The following is a 15,754-nucleotide window of genomic DNA, read 5'->3' as shown; positions in this document are numbered from 1 at the left end:
TCCTTCGTTGGTGCTCAGGCGGGTAGTTGCATCAGTGGGTCGGTGTTCACCTCCGTCTGCGAGCTGGTGTCGGTGGTCAGGGCGAGTCGGCATCGGCTCAGGACTTCGAGGCCGAGGCAGCGACGTCCTTCGGCCCATTCGTCGGTCTGCTCGGCCAGGACGGCGCCGATGAGGCGGACGATGGCATCCCGGTTGGAGAAGATCCCTACAACGTCGGTGCGGCGGCGGATCTCGCGGTTGAGCCGCTCGGTGGGGTTGTTGGACCAGATCTTCCGCCACACGTCGTCGGGGAACGTGGTGAAGGCGAGCAGGTCCTCTCGAGCGTCACCGAGGTGGTCGGCGACCTCGGGCAGCCGGTGCTCGGTGTAGTCCAATAGTCGGTCGAACTGGGCGTTGACGGCGTCTGCGGTGGGCTGGTCATAGACGCTGTGCAGCATGGCCTTCACGGCCGGCCACATGGACTTCGGGCACACCGCCATGAGGTTCGCCGCGTAGTGGGTGCGGCAGCGCTGCCAGGCGGCTCCGGGCAGATTCGCCGAGATCGCATCCACGAGGCCGGCGTGCGCATCAGAGGTCACCAGCCGCATGCCGCCCAGGCCGCGGGCGACCAGGTCGGCGAAGAAGGTGTTCCACGAGGCCTTGGTCTCACTGGTCGCCACTTGCATGCCCAGCACCTCGCGGTGCCCGTCGCCGTTGACCCCGGTGGCCAGCAGCACCGAGGCCTTGACGACCTGCTTGTTTTCCCGAACCTTGATCGTCAACGCATCGGCGGTGACGAAAGTCAACGGCCCTGCCTCATCCAGGCGCCGGTGCCGGAACGCGGCGACCTGCTCATCCAGGTCGGCGGCCATGCGGGAGACCTGCGACTTCGACAGTGAGTCAATGCCCAGGGTCTTGACCAGCTTGTCCATGCGGCGGGTGGACACTCCGGCCAGATAGCAATCCGCCACGACGGTGATCAGCGCGGACTCAGCACGCTTGCGGCGCTCGAGCAGCCACTCGGGAAAGTAGGACCCCGACCGCAGCTTGGGCACCGCCACGTCGACGGTGCCAACCCGCGTATCGAGCGGGCGGTGGCGGTAGCCGTTTCGGTAGTTGGTGCGCTCGGCAGAGCGGGCGTTCCACTCCGCCCCGCAGACGGCGTCGGCATCGGCGGACAGCAAGGCGTTGATCATGGTCTGCAGCAGCTCGCGCATCAGATCCGGCGACGCCTCGGCGAGGGCTTGGCCAAGAAGGCCGGCAGGGTCGACAATATGAGGTGCGGTCATCGTGATGACTCCATTCGAGGATTCGGTAAGAGGTTGACTCGAAGGATCACACGGTGGCCGCTCTACATCCGTGCACAACACGAATCTGCAGACGATCTCGGCCACCGAGTTACACCACCTTAAGGGGCATTACTCCATGAAACCTCTTTAGACGAAGGCGGATGAGCGTCCGAACGCTTTTGTCATCGCGGTCATTCTCGCAACACTCATCGGGATTGCTGCACTAATCATCGCGCTGGCACCTCGCGTGACGATAAATCCACTCAGCCAGTGTTAGCCGAGATTACTGTCCCGCCGCAATCCCCAACGCAAACACCACCCGCATCACCGTAAACGGTGCATCATATGCGGGTGGTGTTTCTTTTTTCGAAGGCGTCTGCCGCAACGAACTTATTAGTTCAGCACAGCATCCACGACGACATTGGTTGTTCCCGGGGTCATGTACCAGGTGTGCTCGCCACCCTCGACCCGGTGCAGCGAGGTCGGCACATCGCAGTCAGCCGGCGTGCGGATCACAACATTACCTTCGCGGTGCTCTCCGACATTGCTCATGTCGCAGTTATTTTTCGCACCGAGCACCCCGAGTGCGTTGTCGGCGGAGTAGTAGTCTGCGCCGTGGCGGTTACCACCCTGATAGTTGATGACTCCGTCATTGGTTCCGTGGATCAAGGTCACCGGCACCGCACCGGCAGCGCAATTATCCAGCGTCGGTAGATAATGCGCCGCCCCCACTGAGACCACGCTATCAACCAGGTCAGGCGCCACGCACGCTAAGTGCGAGGAGAAGCCGCCGCCATTGGAAAATCCGACCGCGTACACCTCCATCTGCGCGGCCTCACGGCCATGTTTCGCGGCCACATCGGCCACCACCTCACGGACAAAGCCGACATCGGCGGCAGAATCGGTCACCGCATACGGCGCACCCGCCCAAGCTCCGTCCACGGCGTCAACATAGACGACGATCGCCTCGGACCCGAAAGCCTCGTGCAGACGCGAGATGTCTCCGAATTGGGTGGTCGGTTCTTTCCATCCGGCAAAACCCAGCACAACCGGGTACTCACGATCTGCGGAGTAGTTATCCGGCAGCGAGATACGGTAGCTTCGATCACCCAACCAGACCTGCTCGGTGTTGACCACTGTGGTGCCAGGCAACGACGGCACCGACGAGGACGGTGGAACGTAGGGTTCAAAGTTGATCTGGTCGAGAACCTGCTCAACGGAGGGTATCTTCGGCATCCAGGAAGACGAGGACAAGGACTGGGCGCTGGCCATCGGGGCAGCCAACACGGCTCCCGCAACGACACTGCCGACAAGGGCAGTCTTCAATGATTTCTTCATACCCGCTAAGTCTAGGGCGTGTCTGACAATTGAGGGAAGCGTGGCATGGGACCCTGGCTCCCGTGTCGCGTTTTCACATGTTGAGTGATGCCCAGTGGGAGATGGTCGAAGAGCTTCTGCCCCGTCGCACGGGGAGAAAAGGCCGACCGTTCTCCGATCCCCGGCAGATGCTCGAGGCCATCCTCTACTGCCTTCGGGCAGGGATCGCGCGGTGTGACCTGCCCGCCTGCTTCGGGTCCTGGCAGACGGTCTACACCTGGCACAACCGGATGGCCAAGGACGGACACCTGGGACGTGATCTTTCAGCGACTTCTTAGACAGGCCGATACGGAAGACCTGATCGACTGGTCGGTGTCGGTGGACTTTGACGATCGCCCGGGCCCATCAGCACGCCACGAACATCACGCGGGTCACAGGGGGCTTTGTCGAATTACAACAACCCGCTGGCCGAGCCGCCTGATCACGCGGTCGGCCGATCACGGGGTGGTCTGTCTACCAAGGTCCACGCCCTGGTCGACGGCCACGGCATGCCCCTGACCATGATCGTCACTGCGGGCCACCGCGGTGACTGCCCGGTGCTGATCCCGTTGTTGAAACGCCTGCGGATGCCCGGGACGGTGGGCCGACCGCGCACCCGGCCCGATGAACTGCGCGCGGATAGGGCGTATGCATCGAAGGCTGTGCACAGGTATCTGCGCGAGCACAAGATCACGGCGACGATCCCGGAGAAAAAGGACGTGATCGCCGCCCGGAAGCGGAAAGGCTCGATGGGTGGGCGTCTACCGACGTTCGATGCGCAGTCCTACAAGGGCTGCAACGTGGTGGAACGGTTTTCGGCAACCTCAAGCAGTGGCGGGGTGTGGCAACCCGGTACGACAAGCTCGCGGTTGTCTACCGGGCCGGCGTGATGACTATCGCCGTCATGACCTAGCTGAAGAAATTGTCAGACACGCCCTAGGAATGAACGAGGCGACCGCCCTGTCCATCGTCGGCGCCTACGGCGGCTTCGTCTACATGACGACGCTCGTCGCCTCGCTGGTCGCCGATCGCCTGCTCGGCTCGGAGCGCACGCTGTTTTACTCCGCGATCCTGGTCATGCTCGGCCACGTGCTGCTGGCGGTCATCCCGGGCTTCCTCGGCCTGGCGCTCGGCTTAGTCTTCGTCGGCCTAGGTTCGGGCGGCGTGAAAACGTGCGCCCAGGTCGTGCTCGGTGATTTGTACTCCAAGGAGGACACGCGTCGCGACGCCGGCTTCTCCCTGTTCTACCTGGCCGTGAACATCGGTAGCTTCTTCGGCCCGCTGGTCACGAACTTCCTGGGCTTCCGCTACAACTTCCACATCGGCTTCGGTGCCGCGGCCGTCGGCATGGCAATCGGCCTGATCCAGTACGCCCTCATGCGTAAGTCGACCATCGGCGAGCACGGCCGCGAGGTCCCCAACCCGCTGCCGCGCTCGCGCTACCTTCCGTGGGCTCTCGTAGCAGTGGCGATCACCGTCGTGGCCGTCGTGCTCATCACCACCGGCATCGTCCCCTTGGCGTCGCTGTCCACCGTGATCGCGCTCATCGCATTGGTCATGGTCATCGTGCTGCTGTGGCAGATGTTCTCCTCGCCGCTGACCTCGCCGAAGGAGAAGTCGCGCCTCATCGGCTACATCCCGATGCTGCTGGTCTCCGTCGGCTTCTTCGCCATCTTCCAGTCCCAGTTCACGGTCTTGGCCGTCTACGCCGACCAGCGCTTGGACCGAAACTTCCTGTTCTGGGAGCTGGACCCGGGTCAGGTGACCTCCTTCAACCCGGTGTTCATCATCTTGTTCTCCACCCTCTTCGCACTCATGTGGTCGAAGCTCGGCCCGAAGCAGCCCTCGTCGCCGGTAAAGTTCGGTATCGGCGCGATCACCATCGGCGTCTCGCTGTTCTTCTTCCTGCCGTACGCCACCTCAGGAGAAAACGGAACGCCGATCTGGGTGGTCATTTGGATCCTCTTCCTGTTCACCATGGGTGAGCTCATGGTCTCCCCGGTGGGCAACTCCTTGGCGACGAAGGTCGCCCCCGAAGCGTTCAGCTCCCGCACCATGGCGATGTGGCTGCTCACCCTGTCCATGGGCACCGCGCTGTCGGGCTCGCTCGGCTCGCTCTACGACCCGAGCGATCCTTCCGCCGAGCGCACCTTCTTCACGGTCGTTGGCATCGCCGCCATCGTGTTGGGCATCGCCATCATCGCGATCAAGGGCTGGGTGCTACGCAAGTTCGTCGATGTGCGGTAGGGCACGCCCTGAAACACTCCACTCATAAAGAGCGATCTATATATACGTGACTGCTAAAGAAAAGAACCCGGTTGATCTCAAGCAGGCCATCGACCACCGGCCGATGACCCTGTCGCAGTGGTTGATTGTCGTCATGGCGACGATCCTCATGATGACCGAGGGCTACGACGTCCAGGCGATGGCTTTTACCTCCACCGCCGTCGAGGCCGACCTCGGTTTGAACGCCAGCCAGCTCGGTCTCGCGCTCAGTGCCGGGCTGGTGGGCATGATGATCGGCACCGCGACGATCGGGCCTTTCGCCGATCGCTTCGGCCGCCGGCCGGTTCTGCTCGTCGCGCTCTTAGCGAACCTCGTCTTCATGCTACTGACCGCCACCTCCAGCAGCATCGCGGAGCTTTTGACCTGGCGCGTGCTCACCGGCATCGCCATCGGCGGCACTCTGACCACGGGCATCGTGCTGGTCTCGGAGTTCGCCAACGTCAAGTATCGCGCGCTCGCGCTCGCAATTTACTCCTCCGGCTTTCCTATCGGCGCGACCATCGGCGGGTTGGTCGCGGTGCCGGTGATCGCCAATTACAGCTGGCAGGGCGTCTTCCTGCTGGGTGGCTTCATCACCTTGGCCGCGGTCGTCGCGGTGATCTTCATCATGCCGGAGTCGATCGACACCCTGGCCATCCACCACCACAAGGGCGATGCCAAGGCGCTTCCCAAGACGGAGGCCATCGCCCGCCGCCTAGGCATCACCGGCCAGATCCAGCTCCCGCCGGTCAACCTGGATAAAGGAAACTCCGCCAACACCTATAAGCGCCTGTTCACCCCGGAGTATCGCGGCAGGACGCTCAAGCTCTGGGTGGTCTACTTCCTCGTTTTGTCCTGCTTCTACTTCGTCTCCTCCTGGACGCCGCGGCTGATGACCGAGATCGGCCTGACCGCCGAGCAGGGCATCTATGGCGGCATGACCATCATGGCGGGTGGCATCGTCGGCAACGTCTTCTACGGGCTCTGCTCCGCGCGCTGGGATCCCCGGCGCGTCATGGCCGTCTTCGGGCTCATCACCGCCGGGCTCATGGTCACTTTCGCCTCGACCACCTCCTGGGTGGGCATCGCCTTGACGACGGGCCTCATCCTCGGCGCGTTCATCAACGGCTGCATGGCCGGCCTCTACACCCTGGCCCCGCGTTCGTATCCGGCGGACATGCGCTCCACCGGCGTGGGCACGGCGATGGGCGTGGGACGTATCGGCTCCGTGATCGCCCCGGCCCTGGTCGGCTGGCTGCTGGAAGCGGGCCTCACGCCGATCTCGATGTTCATCGGCTTCGCCGTTGTGATCGTCGTTCCCGCGCTCCTCGCGCCGTCGCTCGCCCAGCACCGGGACGTCAAGCGGGTGGATTAAACCCCGCGCAGCACGTCGCGGACCACCTCGGCCAGGTGCCGAGCGCGCCTACCCGTCCCCTGCTCGATCTGGGTGCGACACGAAAAGCCGTCGGCAATCACCTCGCCACTGGCAGCCCGCACCCGCGGGAACAGCTCCCGCTCGCCGAGTTCGAAGGACATCTCGGCATGCCCCTTCTCGAAACCCCAGTTGCCCGCCAGGCCGCAGCAGCCCGTGCCGATCTCCTCGCCCTCAATCCCGAGCGCCTCCAGGATCGCGCGGGCCCCACTCGGATCACCCAGCGCCTGCTCATGGCAGTGCACCTGGGTTAGCGCCTGCCGAGCAGCCGCCGGCACCTTCAGCGAGCCGAGATGCGGCGCCACGAACGTCGCCCACGACACGGTGGCCTCGGAAAGGCGCCTCACGTCCTCATGAGGGCTCAACGCGGTCATCTCGCGCGCCAGCATCACCGTGCAGCTGGGCTCCAACCCAAGCACGGGCAGGCCCTCGTCGAGATAAGGACGCATCTTCTTCGCCGTGTGCTCAATGACCCGCCGCGCCGTTTTGAGCTGGCCGGTCGAATGCCAGGTCAGCCCGCAGCACACGAAACCCTCGGGCATCACCACCTCGTAGCCCAGCAACTCCAGCACCTCGATCGCCGCGCGCTCCGGTGCGGTATCCAGGTGGTTATTAAACGTATCGGGCCACAACACCACGCGCTTGCGCCCGTCATTCCGCGCGACACCACGGGTCAGCGGCGCTGGGGCGAAGCGAATGAGCGGGCGCTTCACCAGCCCGCCGAGACGCCGCACCATGGAGCTCACGGCGGGGGTGCGGAAGGCGGCGTCGATAAGCGAGCCCAACCCGGGGATCTTATGCGCGAGGTGCGCGGCCAGCGGCAGCCACCCGAGCGTGAGGTGGGCGCGCGGGCGCAGGCGGCGCCGGTAGTGGTGGCGGTAGATTTCGGCTTTGTAGGTGGCCATGTCGACGGACACGGGGCACTCGTCGGCGCAGGCCTTGCAGCTCAGGCACAGATCGAGGGCGTCGATGGCGTCCGAGGTGTCGACGGTCTCGCCGCGCATGAGCTCCGCTAACACGCGGGCGCGGCCGCGGATGCTGTGGACCTCGTCGCGGGTGATCTGGAACGACGGGCACATCGCCCCGTCCAGGCTGCGGCAGGCGCCGACGCCGACGCAGCGGTTGATGCCGCCGAGCAGGCCGCCTTGATCGGCGGGGTAAGTGTGGATCTCGGTGAGCTCGAGTTGGCGTTGCTGCGGGGTCATGCGCAGGCCGTCGGTGAGCGCGTCGGGTTCGACGAGCCTTCCTGCCTCCCCCATAAACCGCCGGAAGGTTTCGATACCTTCGTCGCTCTAGAAATCGAAGCTGATGCGCACGTGGATGCAGCTCTCACCGAAGTGGCCGAAGGGGATGCCGCGCAGGCCGTGGCGCTCCATGAGCGCGTAGAGTTCCCGCAGGTAGGCGGCCAGGTTCTCGGGCGGGACGGCGGAGTCTTCCCAGTTGGACCAGGCTTCGGAGCCGTCGGGAAGCCGGGTGACGGTGCCGGCCGCCGACTCGCGGATCTCCCACAACCGCGCCATCTCGCGGGCATCGGTGACGGTGACGGCATGGCGCGCGGTGGCGGCGTTGGTCACTTGCTTGGCGACGCCTGCCAGCTCCCCCTCCGTCTCCCCCACGACCTCGCAGTAGAGCCAGCCCCCGGCATTATCACCCGGCAAGGTGGTGTTCTCGCGGCCGGGGCGGGTGCGCAGGGCATCGAGAAGATCGCCGCCCATGCCTTCGATGGTGGTGACCTGATCGATGCGCAGGTTGGTGGCGTCGGCGGCGGCGTCGATCACCGAGTCATACGCGAGGACGACCAGGCCCTTTTTCGTCGGCCGGGGCACGAGCTTCACGGTGAGGCGGGTGATGATGCCGAGCGTGCCCTCCGAGCCCGCGATCGCGTGCGCCATGTTGCCGGCGAGGTAGTGGAGGCCGTAGCCGGAGACCTGGCGCGGGAAGCGTCCGAGTTCGGCGGTGATGAGTTCGCGGTTGTCGTCATAAAGCTGGCGGAGCTGGGCCTCGATGTCTGGGTCCGTGCAGCCGTGGGGGTTGAGGGTGACCTCGTGGCCGTCGGCACGCATGAGCGTGACGGCGACGAGGTCATCGGCGGCGGTGCCCCATGCGACGGAGTGGGAGCCGCAGGCGTTGTTGCCGACCATCCCGCCCACCGTGCAACGCGAATGCGTCGACGGGTCCGGGCCGTAGGTCAGGCCATAGTCGGCGGCGGCTTTGCGAAGATCGTCGCAGATCACGCCGGGTTCGACCTCCGCGGTGCGCTCTTCCGGGTCGATGGCGAGGATGCGGTTGAAATACCGCGAGGTGTCGATGACCAGGCCCTCGCCAATCGCGTTGCCCGCCACGGACGTCCCGCCGCCGCGGCTGATGATCGACCAGCCGTTGCGGTGAGCCAGCGCGATGCCGCGCTGGATGTCGTTGACGCTGCGCGGCTCCAGCACGGCTTTAGGTCAGCGGCGGAAGATCGACGCATCCGAGGTGTACGCCGCGCGGGTGGTGGCGTCGGTGCGCAGGGGGAATTTCTGTGGCGCGGGTGGGTGGTGGGTGGTCATCGGCGGCGGTCCTCCTCCCCTGCGGTAGCTAGCGGATACCTACGAACGTACCGGTGGGTGGGTAGAGCGGTTGCCGACATGCTGGATCAGTGGAGTTAAGGGACACAATGTGTGCTAAAAAGTGGGCTGATTTCGCCTCTGAGCTGCGGCGATAGCGGCATATTGAATCTCGTGGGCGCCCTTCGAAAAACTATGCGGCGGCATAGTGGGGTGCGAGGGCGGGCCAAGCACAAAAAGGGCCCCTGCGCGGTGCAGAGGCCAGTTGCCTGTTTTTCCGCGGGTGGTACCCGCTTTGTGGATCTAATTGCGGGGAATCTGATGCTCCCGCCGCGCCACTCTCTTCCTTCAACGCCCCATCATTGCGATTTTTCGCGACGCCATTCCTGCCGTCATTGCAACATCATTGCTGTCATTACATGCCTCACTACGATTTTCGGCCGCGTCATTACAATTTCCACGTCGTCATTACTATTTCTCGGCCGCGTCAGTGCAACATCATTGCAAGGTCATTACTGTCATTGCGTTCGTCATGACGTTTTTCTCTCTATCATTGGCATATGAATGACGCGGCCCAGCGCAATGTCCACCGCAATGTCGACCGCCAAGCTGCCACGGACGCCCACCTCGAGGACCCGGACCACGAGGCAATCACCGCGGTCATTGACCACATGACCGACCAAGGCTCGACAATCACCCGCGGAGCAGCCAACGAGACAGAGGTTCTCGAAAGACTCAACGCGGTGGCCGAAGATGACTCCGGTGAGCTGCGCCCCACCATGGCAGCCCTTCTGGCCTTAGGTGTGTACCCGCAGAAGTTCTACCCTCTGTTGTTCGTCACGGTGACCAGCCATCCGGTCGCAGACGACATCACATCCATGGAGGGCACCCCGCGTATCTGCGACGGCCCGATGCCCCTCGCCATCGACTCCGCCGTCACGCATGTCTTGTCCCTGCTTCGCACTCACGGCCCCAAGGCCAGCCCAGGCGCAGAAAAGGAGATCCCTGAGGAAGCCCTGCGCGAGGCAATCACCAACGCTGTCCTGCACCGCGACTACAGTACCTACTCCCGAAGCCAGCAGGTCCGCGTCAAGGTCTATCCCGACCGCGTGGAGATCAGCAGCCCGGGAGGGATGAAGGCTAGCCGCAGCGTCGACAACTTGGCCGAGGGCCGTCCCGATCCCCGCAATGAAACCCTGGTGAGGCTCCTGAGCCAGGTCCGTAACAGCCAAGGACGATACGTTGCCAACAACCAAGGCATCGGCATTCCCCGAATGGTCGAGGCCATGTGCTCCCACGGCCTTCCCGCCCCGATCGTCGAAGATACGGACGGCGAGGTCGTCGTCACCCTTTATCGCTCTCTTTACAACCCGGAGTAACCCAGCGCCGCGCCCACTTACTGACCTAAGCACCGTTGTGGCCCACCGCACGTTTTGGAAAACTTTTAACTAAACCCTCCGCCACGACCGATCCGGATACTCCCGTGACCACACGCTTCACTTTCGACCCCTCCCATCTCAGCGCGTATTGTTCGGCGCCGGCCAAGCCCGCGCACACACCACCGCCGCGCTCGCAGACCTCAGCGCCCGCTGCCCGCTGCTCATCACTACCCAGCGCGGCCTCGCCGCCGCACGAACGATCACCCAAGACCTCGCTCTCGCGGCGCTTATCGACGATGCCGTCATGCACGTCCCCCGCGATCATGCCGATAAAGCCCGCTCCCTAGCTGCCGAGTCCAACGCCGATTCCATTATCTCTGTCGGCGGCGGCTCCACTGTCGGTCTCGCTAAAACGGTCGCGCTGACCACCGGCTTGCCGATTGTCGCCGTGCCCACCACCTACGCTGGCTCCGAGGCCACCGCAGTCTGGGGGATCACCGATAAACGTACGAAGAATACCGGCACCGACCTGCGTGTCTTGCCCAAAGCTGTCGTCTACGACCCAGAGCTCGTCGCCACCCTGCCCCGCGAGCTCGCCACGGCGTCCGCCCTCAACGCGTTGGCGCACTGCATCGACTCCCCCTGGGCCCCGCGCGCCGATCCAATCAACCGCGCCCACGCCCTCGAGGGCGCCCGCCTCCTTCGCGACGGCCTCGATCTCCTCCACGACAACGAAACGCACGCCGAAGAGCAGCTCTTGGCCGGCTGTTATCTCGCCGCGCTGAGTTTTTCTTCCGCCGGCTCAGGAATCCACCACAAGATCTGCCACGTCCTCGGCGGGACCTTCAGCCTTCCCCACGCGCAGACTCACGCCGTCGTGCTGCCTCACGTGCTTGCACTCAACGAGTCCGCGGGCGCTCCTGCCGTCGCGCGCCTAGCCGAAGTCTTCCAGACGGACACGGCCTCCGCCGGCCTCGCTGACCTCTACTCACGCATCGAGGCACCCCGGCACCTCTCCGATCTGGGCTTTAGCCACAACGACATCCCCGAAGCGTGCCAGCGCATTTTGTCGGCGGCACCACCGAACAATCTCGCCGAACTCACCGAAGACAACCTCGCCGAGCTACTGCACAACGCCCTCTAGCAGCCCATTCTTAGCTCCCGCCCATCTTTCGCCAGTTCCGAGGAGTGCAGCCCACCTGCGCGCGAAAGGCACGCGCAAAACTGGATGCCGACGAGAAACCACAACGCGCCCCAATCTCCGCGATCGACAGCCCGGCGCGGTGTGGATCGCGCAGCATCATTTGCGCCACCGAGATCCGCCGCCAGCGCAGGTACCCGGCGACCGTCAGTCCCGCCTCGGCAAACGCCCGGGACAACTGGCGTGCGCTGATCCCCACGCCGGCCGCAATCTCTTCCACGCTCAGCTTCGGGTCGTTGTAGCGCAGGCCGATCAGGTCCTTACCTAGGGCCACCAGTGTCTTCGCACCGGCCGTCGAACCGGTCAGCGCGTGGTGGGTTAGCTCCAGTAGCCGATCTTGGAGAGCGCCTGCCTCTGCTAGTGGCCTTCGTGGGTGCTCGCCTGCGGATCCGATCGCCTCTGCCAACAGCGCCGTCAGGCTCTGCGTGCTGGGGCTCGCATCCCGACCAAAGCTGAACACGAACGGAAGCTTGTCCACCAAGTTCCCGAACAGCTCCACGAAGGACGACTCCGGGATGGTGAGGACGAGCTCGCGCAGGCCCGTCGGAAAGCCGCGCGTAAACGGACGATCGCCGTGATAAACCACCGCCTGCCCGGGACGGAGCGAGAGCATCCCGTCGCTGTGGACGAAGAACGCTTCGCCCTCGAGGGCAAAGAAGATCGCCACCACGCCGGTCGGGTTGTCGCGGATGAACGCCTCGCTGCGCTCAACGATTTGCGACGTCCCCTTCACCGACGCCACCCGCATCGAGGGCAACACGAGGTTGGCTTGGGCGGCGGTCATGGGGGCGTCGTCAAGCGTGCGTATGTCGAGAGGCAGCAGCGCTTCCGAGTTGTGGTTTTCCCACAGCTCGATCCGGCCGTCGACCGGCAGCGCCTCGGTGGAAAACGACAGCCTCCGCCACGTTTTCTCAGTGTGCTCGTCGCCCACACCCACCTACCTAAACGGCACCTCGGCGATGGAGCGCCGCAGCTTCCTGGTGCGCAGTTTCTCGGGGTTTTCGGCGAGTTTTTCCATCGCTTTGACCGCGCACATCATGTGCGCTTCCTTCGAGTTGCGGTAGAACGCCTGCGCTTGCGCGGGCAGTTTGGGCACGGCGTGCAGCGGCAGGTCGGAGACCGACAGCAGCGAACCATAAGGCACGCGGTAGCGGTAGCCGTTGCCGGCGAGCGTGCAGGATTCCATGTCGACGGCCGCCGCCGTCGAGCCCCGCAGCCATTCCCACAGGTTGCGCGGGGTGTGCCATTCCCAGTTGCGGTCGTCGGTGGAGATCACCGTGCCGGTGCGCATGAGGGATTTGTCCTCGCCGTAGATCTCGTGCACGGCGGCCTCGAGGGCGCGCTGCACTTCGGGTACCGCGGGGATCGGGATGTTCGACGGCAGGTGATTGTCCAGGATATGGTCATAACGCTGGTACGCGTTGCCGAGGATGAGGTCGCCGATGCGCATGCGCCCGTCGAGACCCGCGCAGTGGCCGATCATGATCCACGCCTCGGGGCGCAGCACGGCGAGCGCGTCGGTGATGGTTTTCGCGTTCGACGGCCCGACGCCGATGTTGATCATCGTGATGCCGTTGCCGTCGCGGGTGCACAGGTCGTAGCGCGGCATCTGGTAGGGCGATTCCAGGGTTAAGTCTTCGATCTCGGCGTCGCTTTCGCTGGTCAGCTCCTCCCCGACGGGCAGGCGCAGCGAGGAGTACCGGCTCGCGGGATCGCGCAGCTGCGCCAGCCCGAACTTCACAAACTCGGTTGTGTGCATCGGGTAGTTGGTAAACAGGATGTATTTCTGGCAGCTGTCCACGTCGATGCCGGTGTAGTGCGCGATCCGCGCGCACGCGATGTCGAAGCGTTGCGGCCCGAAGTGCATCAGCGGTTTCTCCTCCCCGTGGAAGGCGTCCCAGTCGCCGTCGACGATGGCGTCGTGCACCTCGTCGAGGGTCGGTCGCGGGATCTCGCCGTTCGCGTGTCGACGGGCCTCAGACACGTCCCCCACCTTCCCGATATATTCCGGCGGGATGCGGGTATCAGACGCCCCGACGTAGATGTCACAGTCATAGTTCTCGATCAGCTGGGCGAGCTGTTGCTCCAAATAGTCGCGCATGACCGCGGGCTTGGACAGCTCGGCGGAGTAGCGGCCGGGTTCGTCGACGTAGCCGAAGGGGAGGGTGCGATCGACGGGCCGCCAGGCGCGCACGTCGACGGTGAGCTTCGGATAGGTCACTTCGGCGTAGCTGGCGGCGGAGTGGCCGTTGACGATGGCGCGGGCTTGGGCGCAGGCCGCGTCGTAGAGCTCGGTGAGCCTCTCGACGGCCTCGGCGGCGGTGTCAACTCGTTCCATGACCCCACCCTACTGAGGAAAATCCGTACACTGCAGTGCATGGGCATCCGTGATCAGCTGCGCGAACATCTCGTGCGCACCCTCCGGCAGTTCTGGCGGCTAAGCCCGGCGGAGTTCGAGGGGCGCACGGTGCCTTCGGACGGGATGACGGAAGAACTCGCCGACGAGATGCTCGACAACCTCCCCGACAGCCCCGATGATTTTTCGCCTTTTGGGGCGGATCAGGAGGTGCCGCTCGTCGTGAAGCTGCGTCCCCGTGGCACCGTCGAGGATGACTGGTCTGCCCGCCCTACCCCCGAGCGCCCCTGGCCGGTGGTGTTATTGCACGGCACGGGCCAGTCGAACGGCGATTTCCAGGAGCTGACCTCGGCCTTGCGTGCCGACGGCTGGGTCGTCTTCGCCCCCTCCTACGGTATACGCGCCACCAGCCCGATCGAGGTCTCCGCGGAGTTCGTGGGCGCCTATCTCACCCAGGTCCTGCAGGCCACCGGCGCCGAGAAGCTCATCCTGCTCGGCCACTCCCAGGGCGGGCTGGTCGTGCGCTATTGGATGCGTTTTTTAGGAGGCGCCCGGCACACCCACCACTTCGTGGGGCTCGCGGTGCCGCATTTGGGCACGACGATCGGCGGGCTCGCCAGCCCGATCATCCGCACGGAGCGCGGCGAGGAGATCGCGCTGAAGATCGCGGAGGCGGCCGTCGGCCCGGTCGTGCACCAGATGCTGGTGGATTCGGAGTTCATCACGCGCCTCAACGGTGACGACCCGCTCGACGACGGCGTGACCTACACCTGCATCGCCACCCGCTCCGACTCGCTGGTCCAGCCGCCGGAAAGCGGCTTCCTCCCCGCGCCTGACGACGACCCGCACCGCGTCCACAACATCTGGGTGCAAGACCTCGAGCCGCACTCGGTGGTGCTGCACGAACAGATGCCCTTCGATCAGAAGGTGCGCCGGCTGGTGCTCGCCGCGCTGCGCCGCGTGGCGGCTGGGGCGCCGGCGGCGCGCTCGACCTAAAGCTCCAACGCGTCGAGCACCTGGTCGAAGGCTTCGCCGACCCCGGTGCGCCACAGCGTGGTGGCCTTGTGGTCCCCACGCCCGGGCCCGCCGTTGATCACGGCAACCTCTTTGCCTTGGCGCCGCGCGTCGATGACGAAACGGTAGCCGCTCATCACCGCCAGCGAGGAGCCCACGACCACAAGCGAGGACGCGGCAGCCAGCATTTCTTCGCCGGCCGCCCGGCGCGCCCGGGGCACGGATTCGCCGAAGTAGACCACGTCGGGCTTTAAGCGCACCGAGCCGCACACTTGGCAGCCGGGCATGCGGAATTGGGCGACTGTGGCGTCGGGAAGCGCGACGTCGCCGTCGGGGTTGACCATGTCGCGGGTGATGTGCAGCGAGGATAGGTACCCGGGGTTGGCGGCGTCCATGCGGTCGTCGAAGTGCGCGCGGATTTCGCGGTGCCCGCAGTCGAGGCACACGACGTGTCCCATGTCGCCGTGGATGGTCAAGACGTTGCCGCTGCCGGCGGCTTCGTGCAGCCCATCGACGTTTTGGGTGATCACGCCGGTGATGTAGCCGGCGCGTTCGAGTTCGACGAGCGCGTAGTGCGTGCGGTTCGGCGCCGCCTGGGTCATGGCGCGCCAGCCGACGAAGCTGCGCGCCCAGTAGCGGTGGCTGGCGGCGGGGTCGTGGAGGAATTCCTGGTAGGTCATGGGCCGGCCCTTGGTGAGCTTGCCGGTGGGGCCGCGGTAGTCGGGGATGCCGGAGTCTGTCGATACGCCGGCGCCCGTTAAGACCAGCGCCGGGCCGCTCCGCAGCTGCGCCACCACGCGCTCGAGGGCGATATCCGCTGGTGTCGGCGCGGCTTTCTCCTCGACGACGCGCGCGATCGACCGCAGCGCCGAGGCGTGCGCGCGGGCGATGGCGGGGTCACTAAAAGAGCTCACACGCCCCGAGTCTAGTGGCGCGC

At 65.0% G+C, this 15,754-nt stretch carries 11 protein-coding genes and 2 pseudogenes; 7 read left to right on the top strand and 6 right to left on the bottom strand.

Annotated elements, in window-relative coordinates; genetic code table 11:
- Positions 1–14: 14 nt before the first annotated feature.
- Both C3B44_RS00365 and C3B44_RS00360 read right to left on the bottom strand, forming a co-directional pair.
- Positions 15–1,268 (bottom strand): IS256 family transposase, encoded by a 1,254-nt coding sequence (locus C3B44_RS00365; protein WP_108430618.1) that lies wholly within the window; start codon positions 1,266–1,268, stop codon positions 15–17.
- A 393-nt stretch (positions 1,269–1,661) separates the two neighbouring features.
- Positions 1,662–2,606 carry a CE1 family esterase gene (locus C3B44_RS00360; protein ID WP_108430617.1) on the bottom strand — a complete coding sequence of 315 codons (945 nt, stop codon included), beginning with the start codon at positions 2,604–2,606 and terminating at the stop codon, positions 1,662–1,664.
- A gap of 77 nt (positions 2,607–2,683) precedes the next feature.
- Between C3B44_RS00360 and C3B44_RS00355 the strand changes: the two genes are divergently transcribed.
- From C3B44_RS00355 to C3B44_RS00340, 4 genes and pseudogenes are all read left to right on the top strand, one after another.
- Complete coding sequence (locus C3B44_RS00355) at positions 2,684–2,923, top strand: transposase (protein ID WP_108430616.1); 240 nt, start codon at positions 2,684–2,686, stop codon at positions 2,921–2,923.
- A gap of 105 nt (positions 2,924–3,028) precedes the next feature.
- The gene (locus C3B44_RS00350; RefSeq protein WP_108430615.1) at positions 3,029–3,514 is read left to right on the top strand and encodes a transposase; all 486 of its coding nucleotides are present in this window, start codon (positions 3,029–3,031) and stop codon (positions 3,512–3,514) included.
- A 28-nt stretch (positions 3,515–3,542) separates the two neighbouring features.
- Positions 3,543–4,871: pseudogene (locus C3B44_RS00345) on the top strand (peptide MFS transporter); the annotation flags it as partial.
- A gap of 46 nt (positions 4,872–4,917) precedes the next feature.
- Complete coding sequence (locus C3B44_RS00340; RefSeq protein WP_108430613.1) at positions 4,918–6,264, top strand: MFS transporter; 1,347 nt, start codon at positions 4,918–4,920, stop codon at positions 6,262–6,264.
- On the opposite strand, the pseudogene C3B44_RS00335 reads toward C3B44_RS00340, so the two are convergent.
- Positions 6,261–8,759 (bottom strand): annotated as a pseudogene (locus C3B44_RS00335) (FAD-binding and (Fe-S)-binding domain-containing protein). The gene C3B44_RS00340 and the pseudogene C3B44_RS00335 sit on opposite strands and share 4 nt — an antisense overlap.
- Positions 8,760–9,427: 668 nt before the next feature.
- Here C3B44_RS00335 and C3B44_RS00330 point away from each other — a divergent pair.
- Both C3B44_RS00330 and C3B44_RS00325 read left to right on the top strand, forming a co-directional pair.
- Positions 9,428–10,246, top strand: a complete 819-nt coding sequence (locus tag C3B44_RS00330) for an ATP-binding protein (RefSeq protein WP_108430612.1) — start codon at positions 9,428–9,430, stop codon at positions 10,244–10,246.
- Between the two features lie 148 nt (positions 10,247–10,394).
- Positions 10,395–11,390, top strand: a complete 996-nt coding sequence (locus C3B44_RS00325; RefSeq protein ID WP_108430611.1) for a maleylacetate reductase — start codon at positions 10,395–10,397, stop codon at positions 11,388–11,390.
- A 10-nt stretch (positions 11,391–11,400) separates the two neighbouring features.
- On the opposite strand, the gene C3B44_RS00320 is transcribed toward C3B44_RS00325, so the two are convergent.
- Together C3B44_RS00320 and amn are read right to left on the bottom strand one after the other, a co-directional pair.
- Entirely contained in the window at positions 11,401–12,378 is a 978-nt protein-coding gene (locus tag C3B44_RS00320; protein WP_108432495.1) for a helix-turn-helix transcriptional regulator, read from the bottom strand.
- A gap of 6 nt (positions 12,379–12,384) precedes the next feature.
- Positions 12,385–13,785, bottom strand: a complete 1,401-nt coding sequence (gene amn / locus C3B44_RS00315) for an AMP nucleosidase (protein WP_108430610.1) — start codon at positions 13,783–13,785, stop codon at positions 12,385–12,387.
- 39 nt (positions 13,786–13,824) lie between these two features.
- Between amn and C3B44_RS00310 the strand changes: the two genes are divergently transcribed.
- A complete protein-coding gene (locus C3B44_RS00310; RefSeq protein ID WP_108430609.1) occupies positions 13,825–14,799 on the top strand; it encodes an esterase/lipase family protein in 975 nt (324 codons plus the stop codon).
- Here the strand turns inward: C3B44_RS00310 and C3B44_RS00305 are convergent.
- Positions 14,796–15,731 carry a Sir2 family NAD-dependent protein deacetylase gene (locus C3B44_RS00305; RefSeq protein WP_108430608.1) on the bottom strand — a complete coding sequence of 312 codons (936 nt, stop codon included), beginning with the start codon at positions 15,729–15,731 and terminating at the stop codon, positions 14,796–14,798. The two genes, C3B44_RS00310 and C3B44_RS00305, sit on opposite strands and share 4 nt — an antisense overlap.
- Positions 15,732–15,754: the final 23 nt, after the last annotated feature.

The organism is Corynebacterium yudongzhengii (assembly GCF_003065405.1).
In the GTDB taxonomy this organism is placed as follows: domain Bacteria; phylum Actinomycetota; class Actinomycetes; order Mycobacteriales; family Mycobacteriaceae; genus Corynebacterium; species Corynebacterium yudongzhengii.
This window is presented reverse-complemented; position numbering and strand designations above follow the sequence as displayed.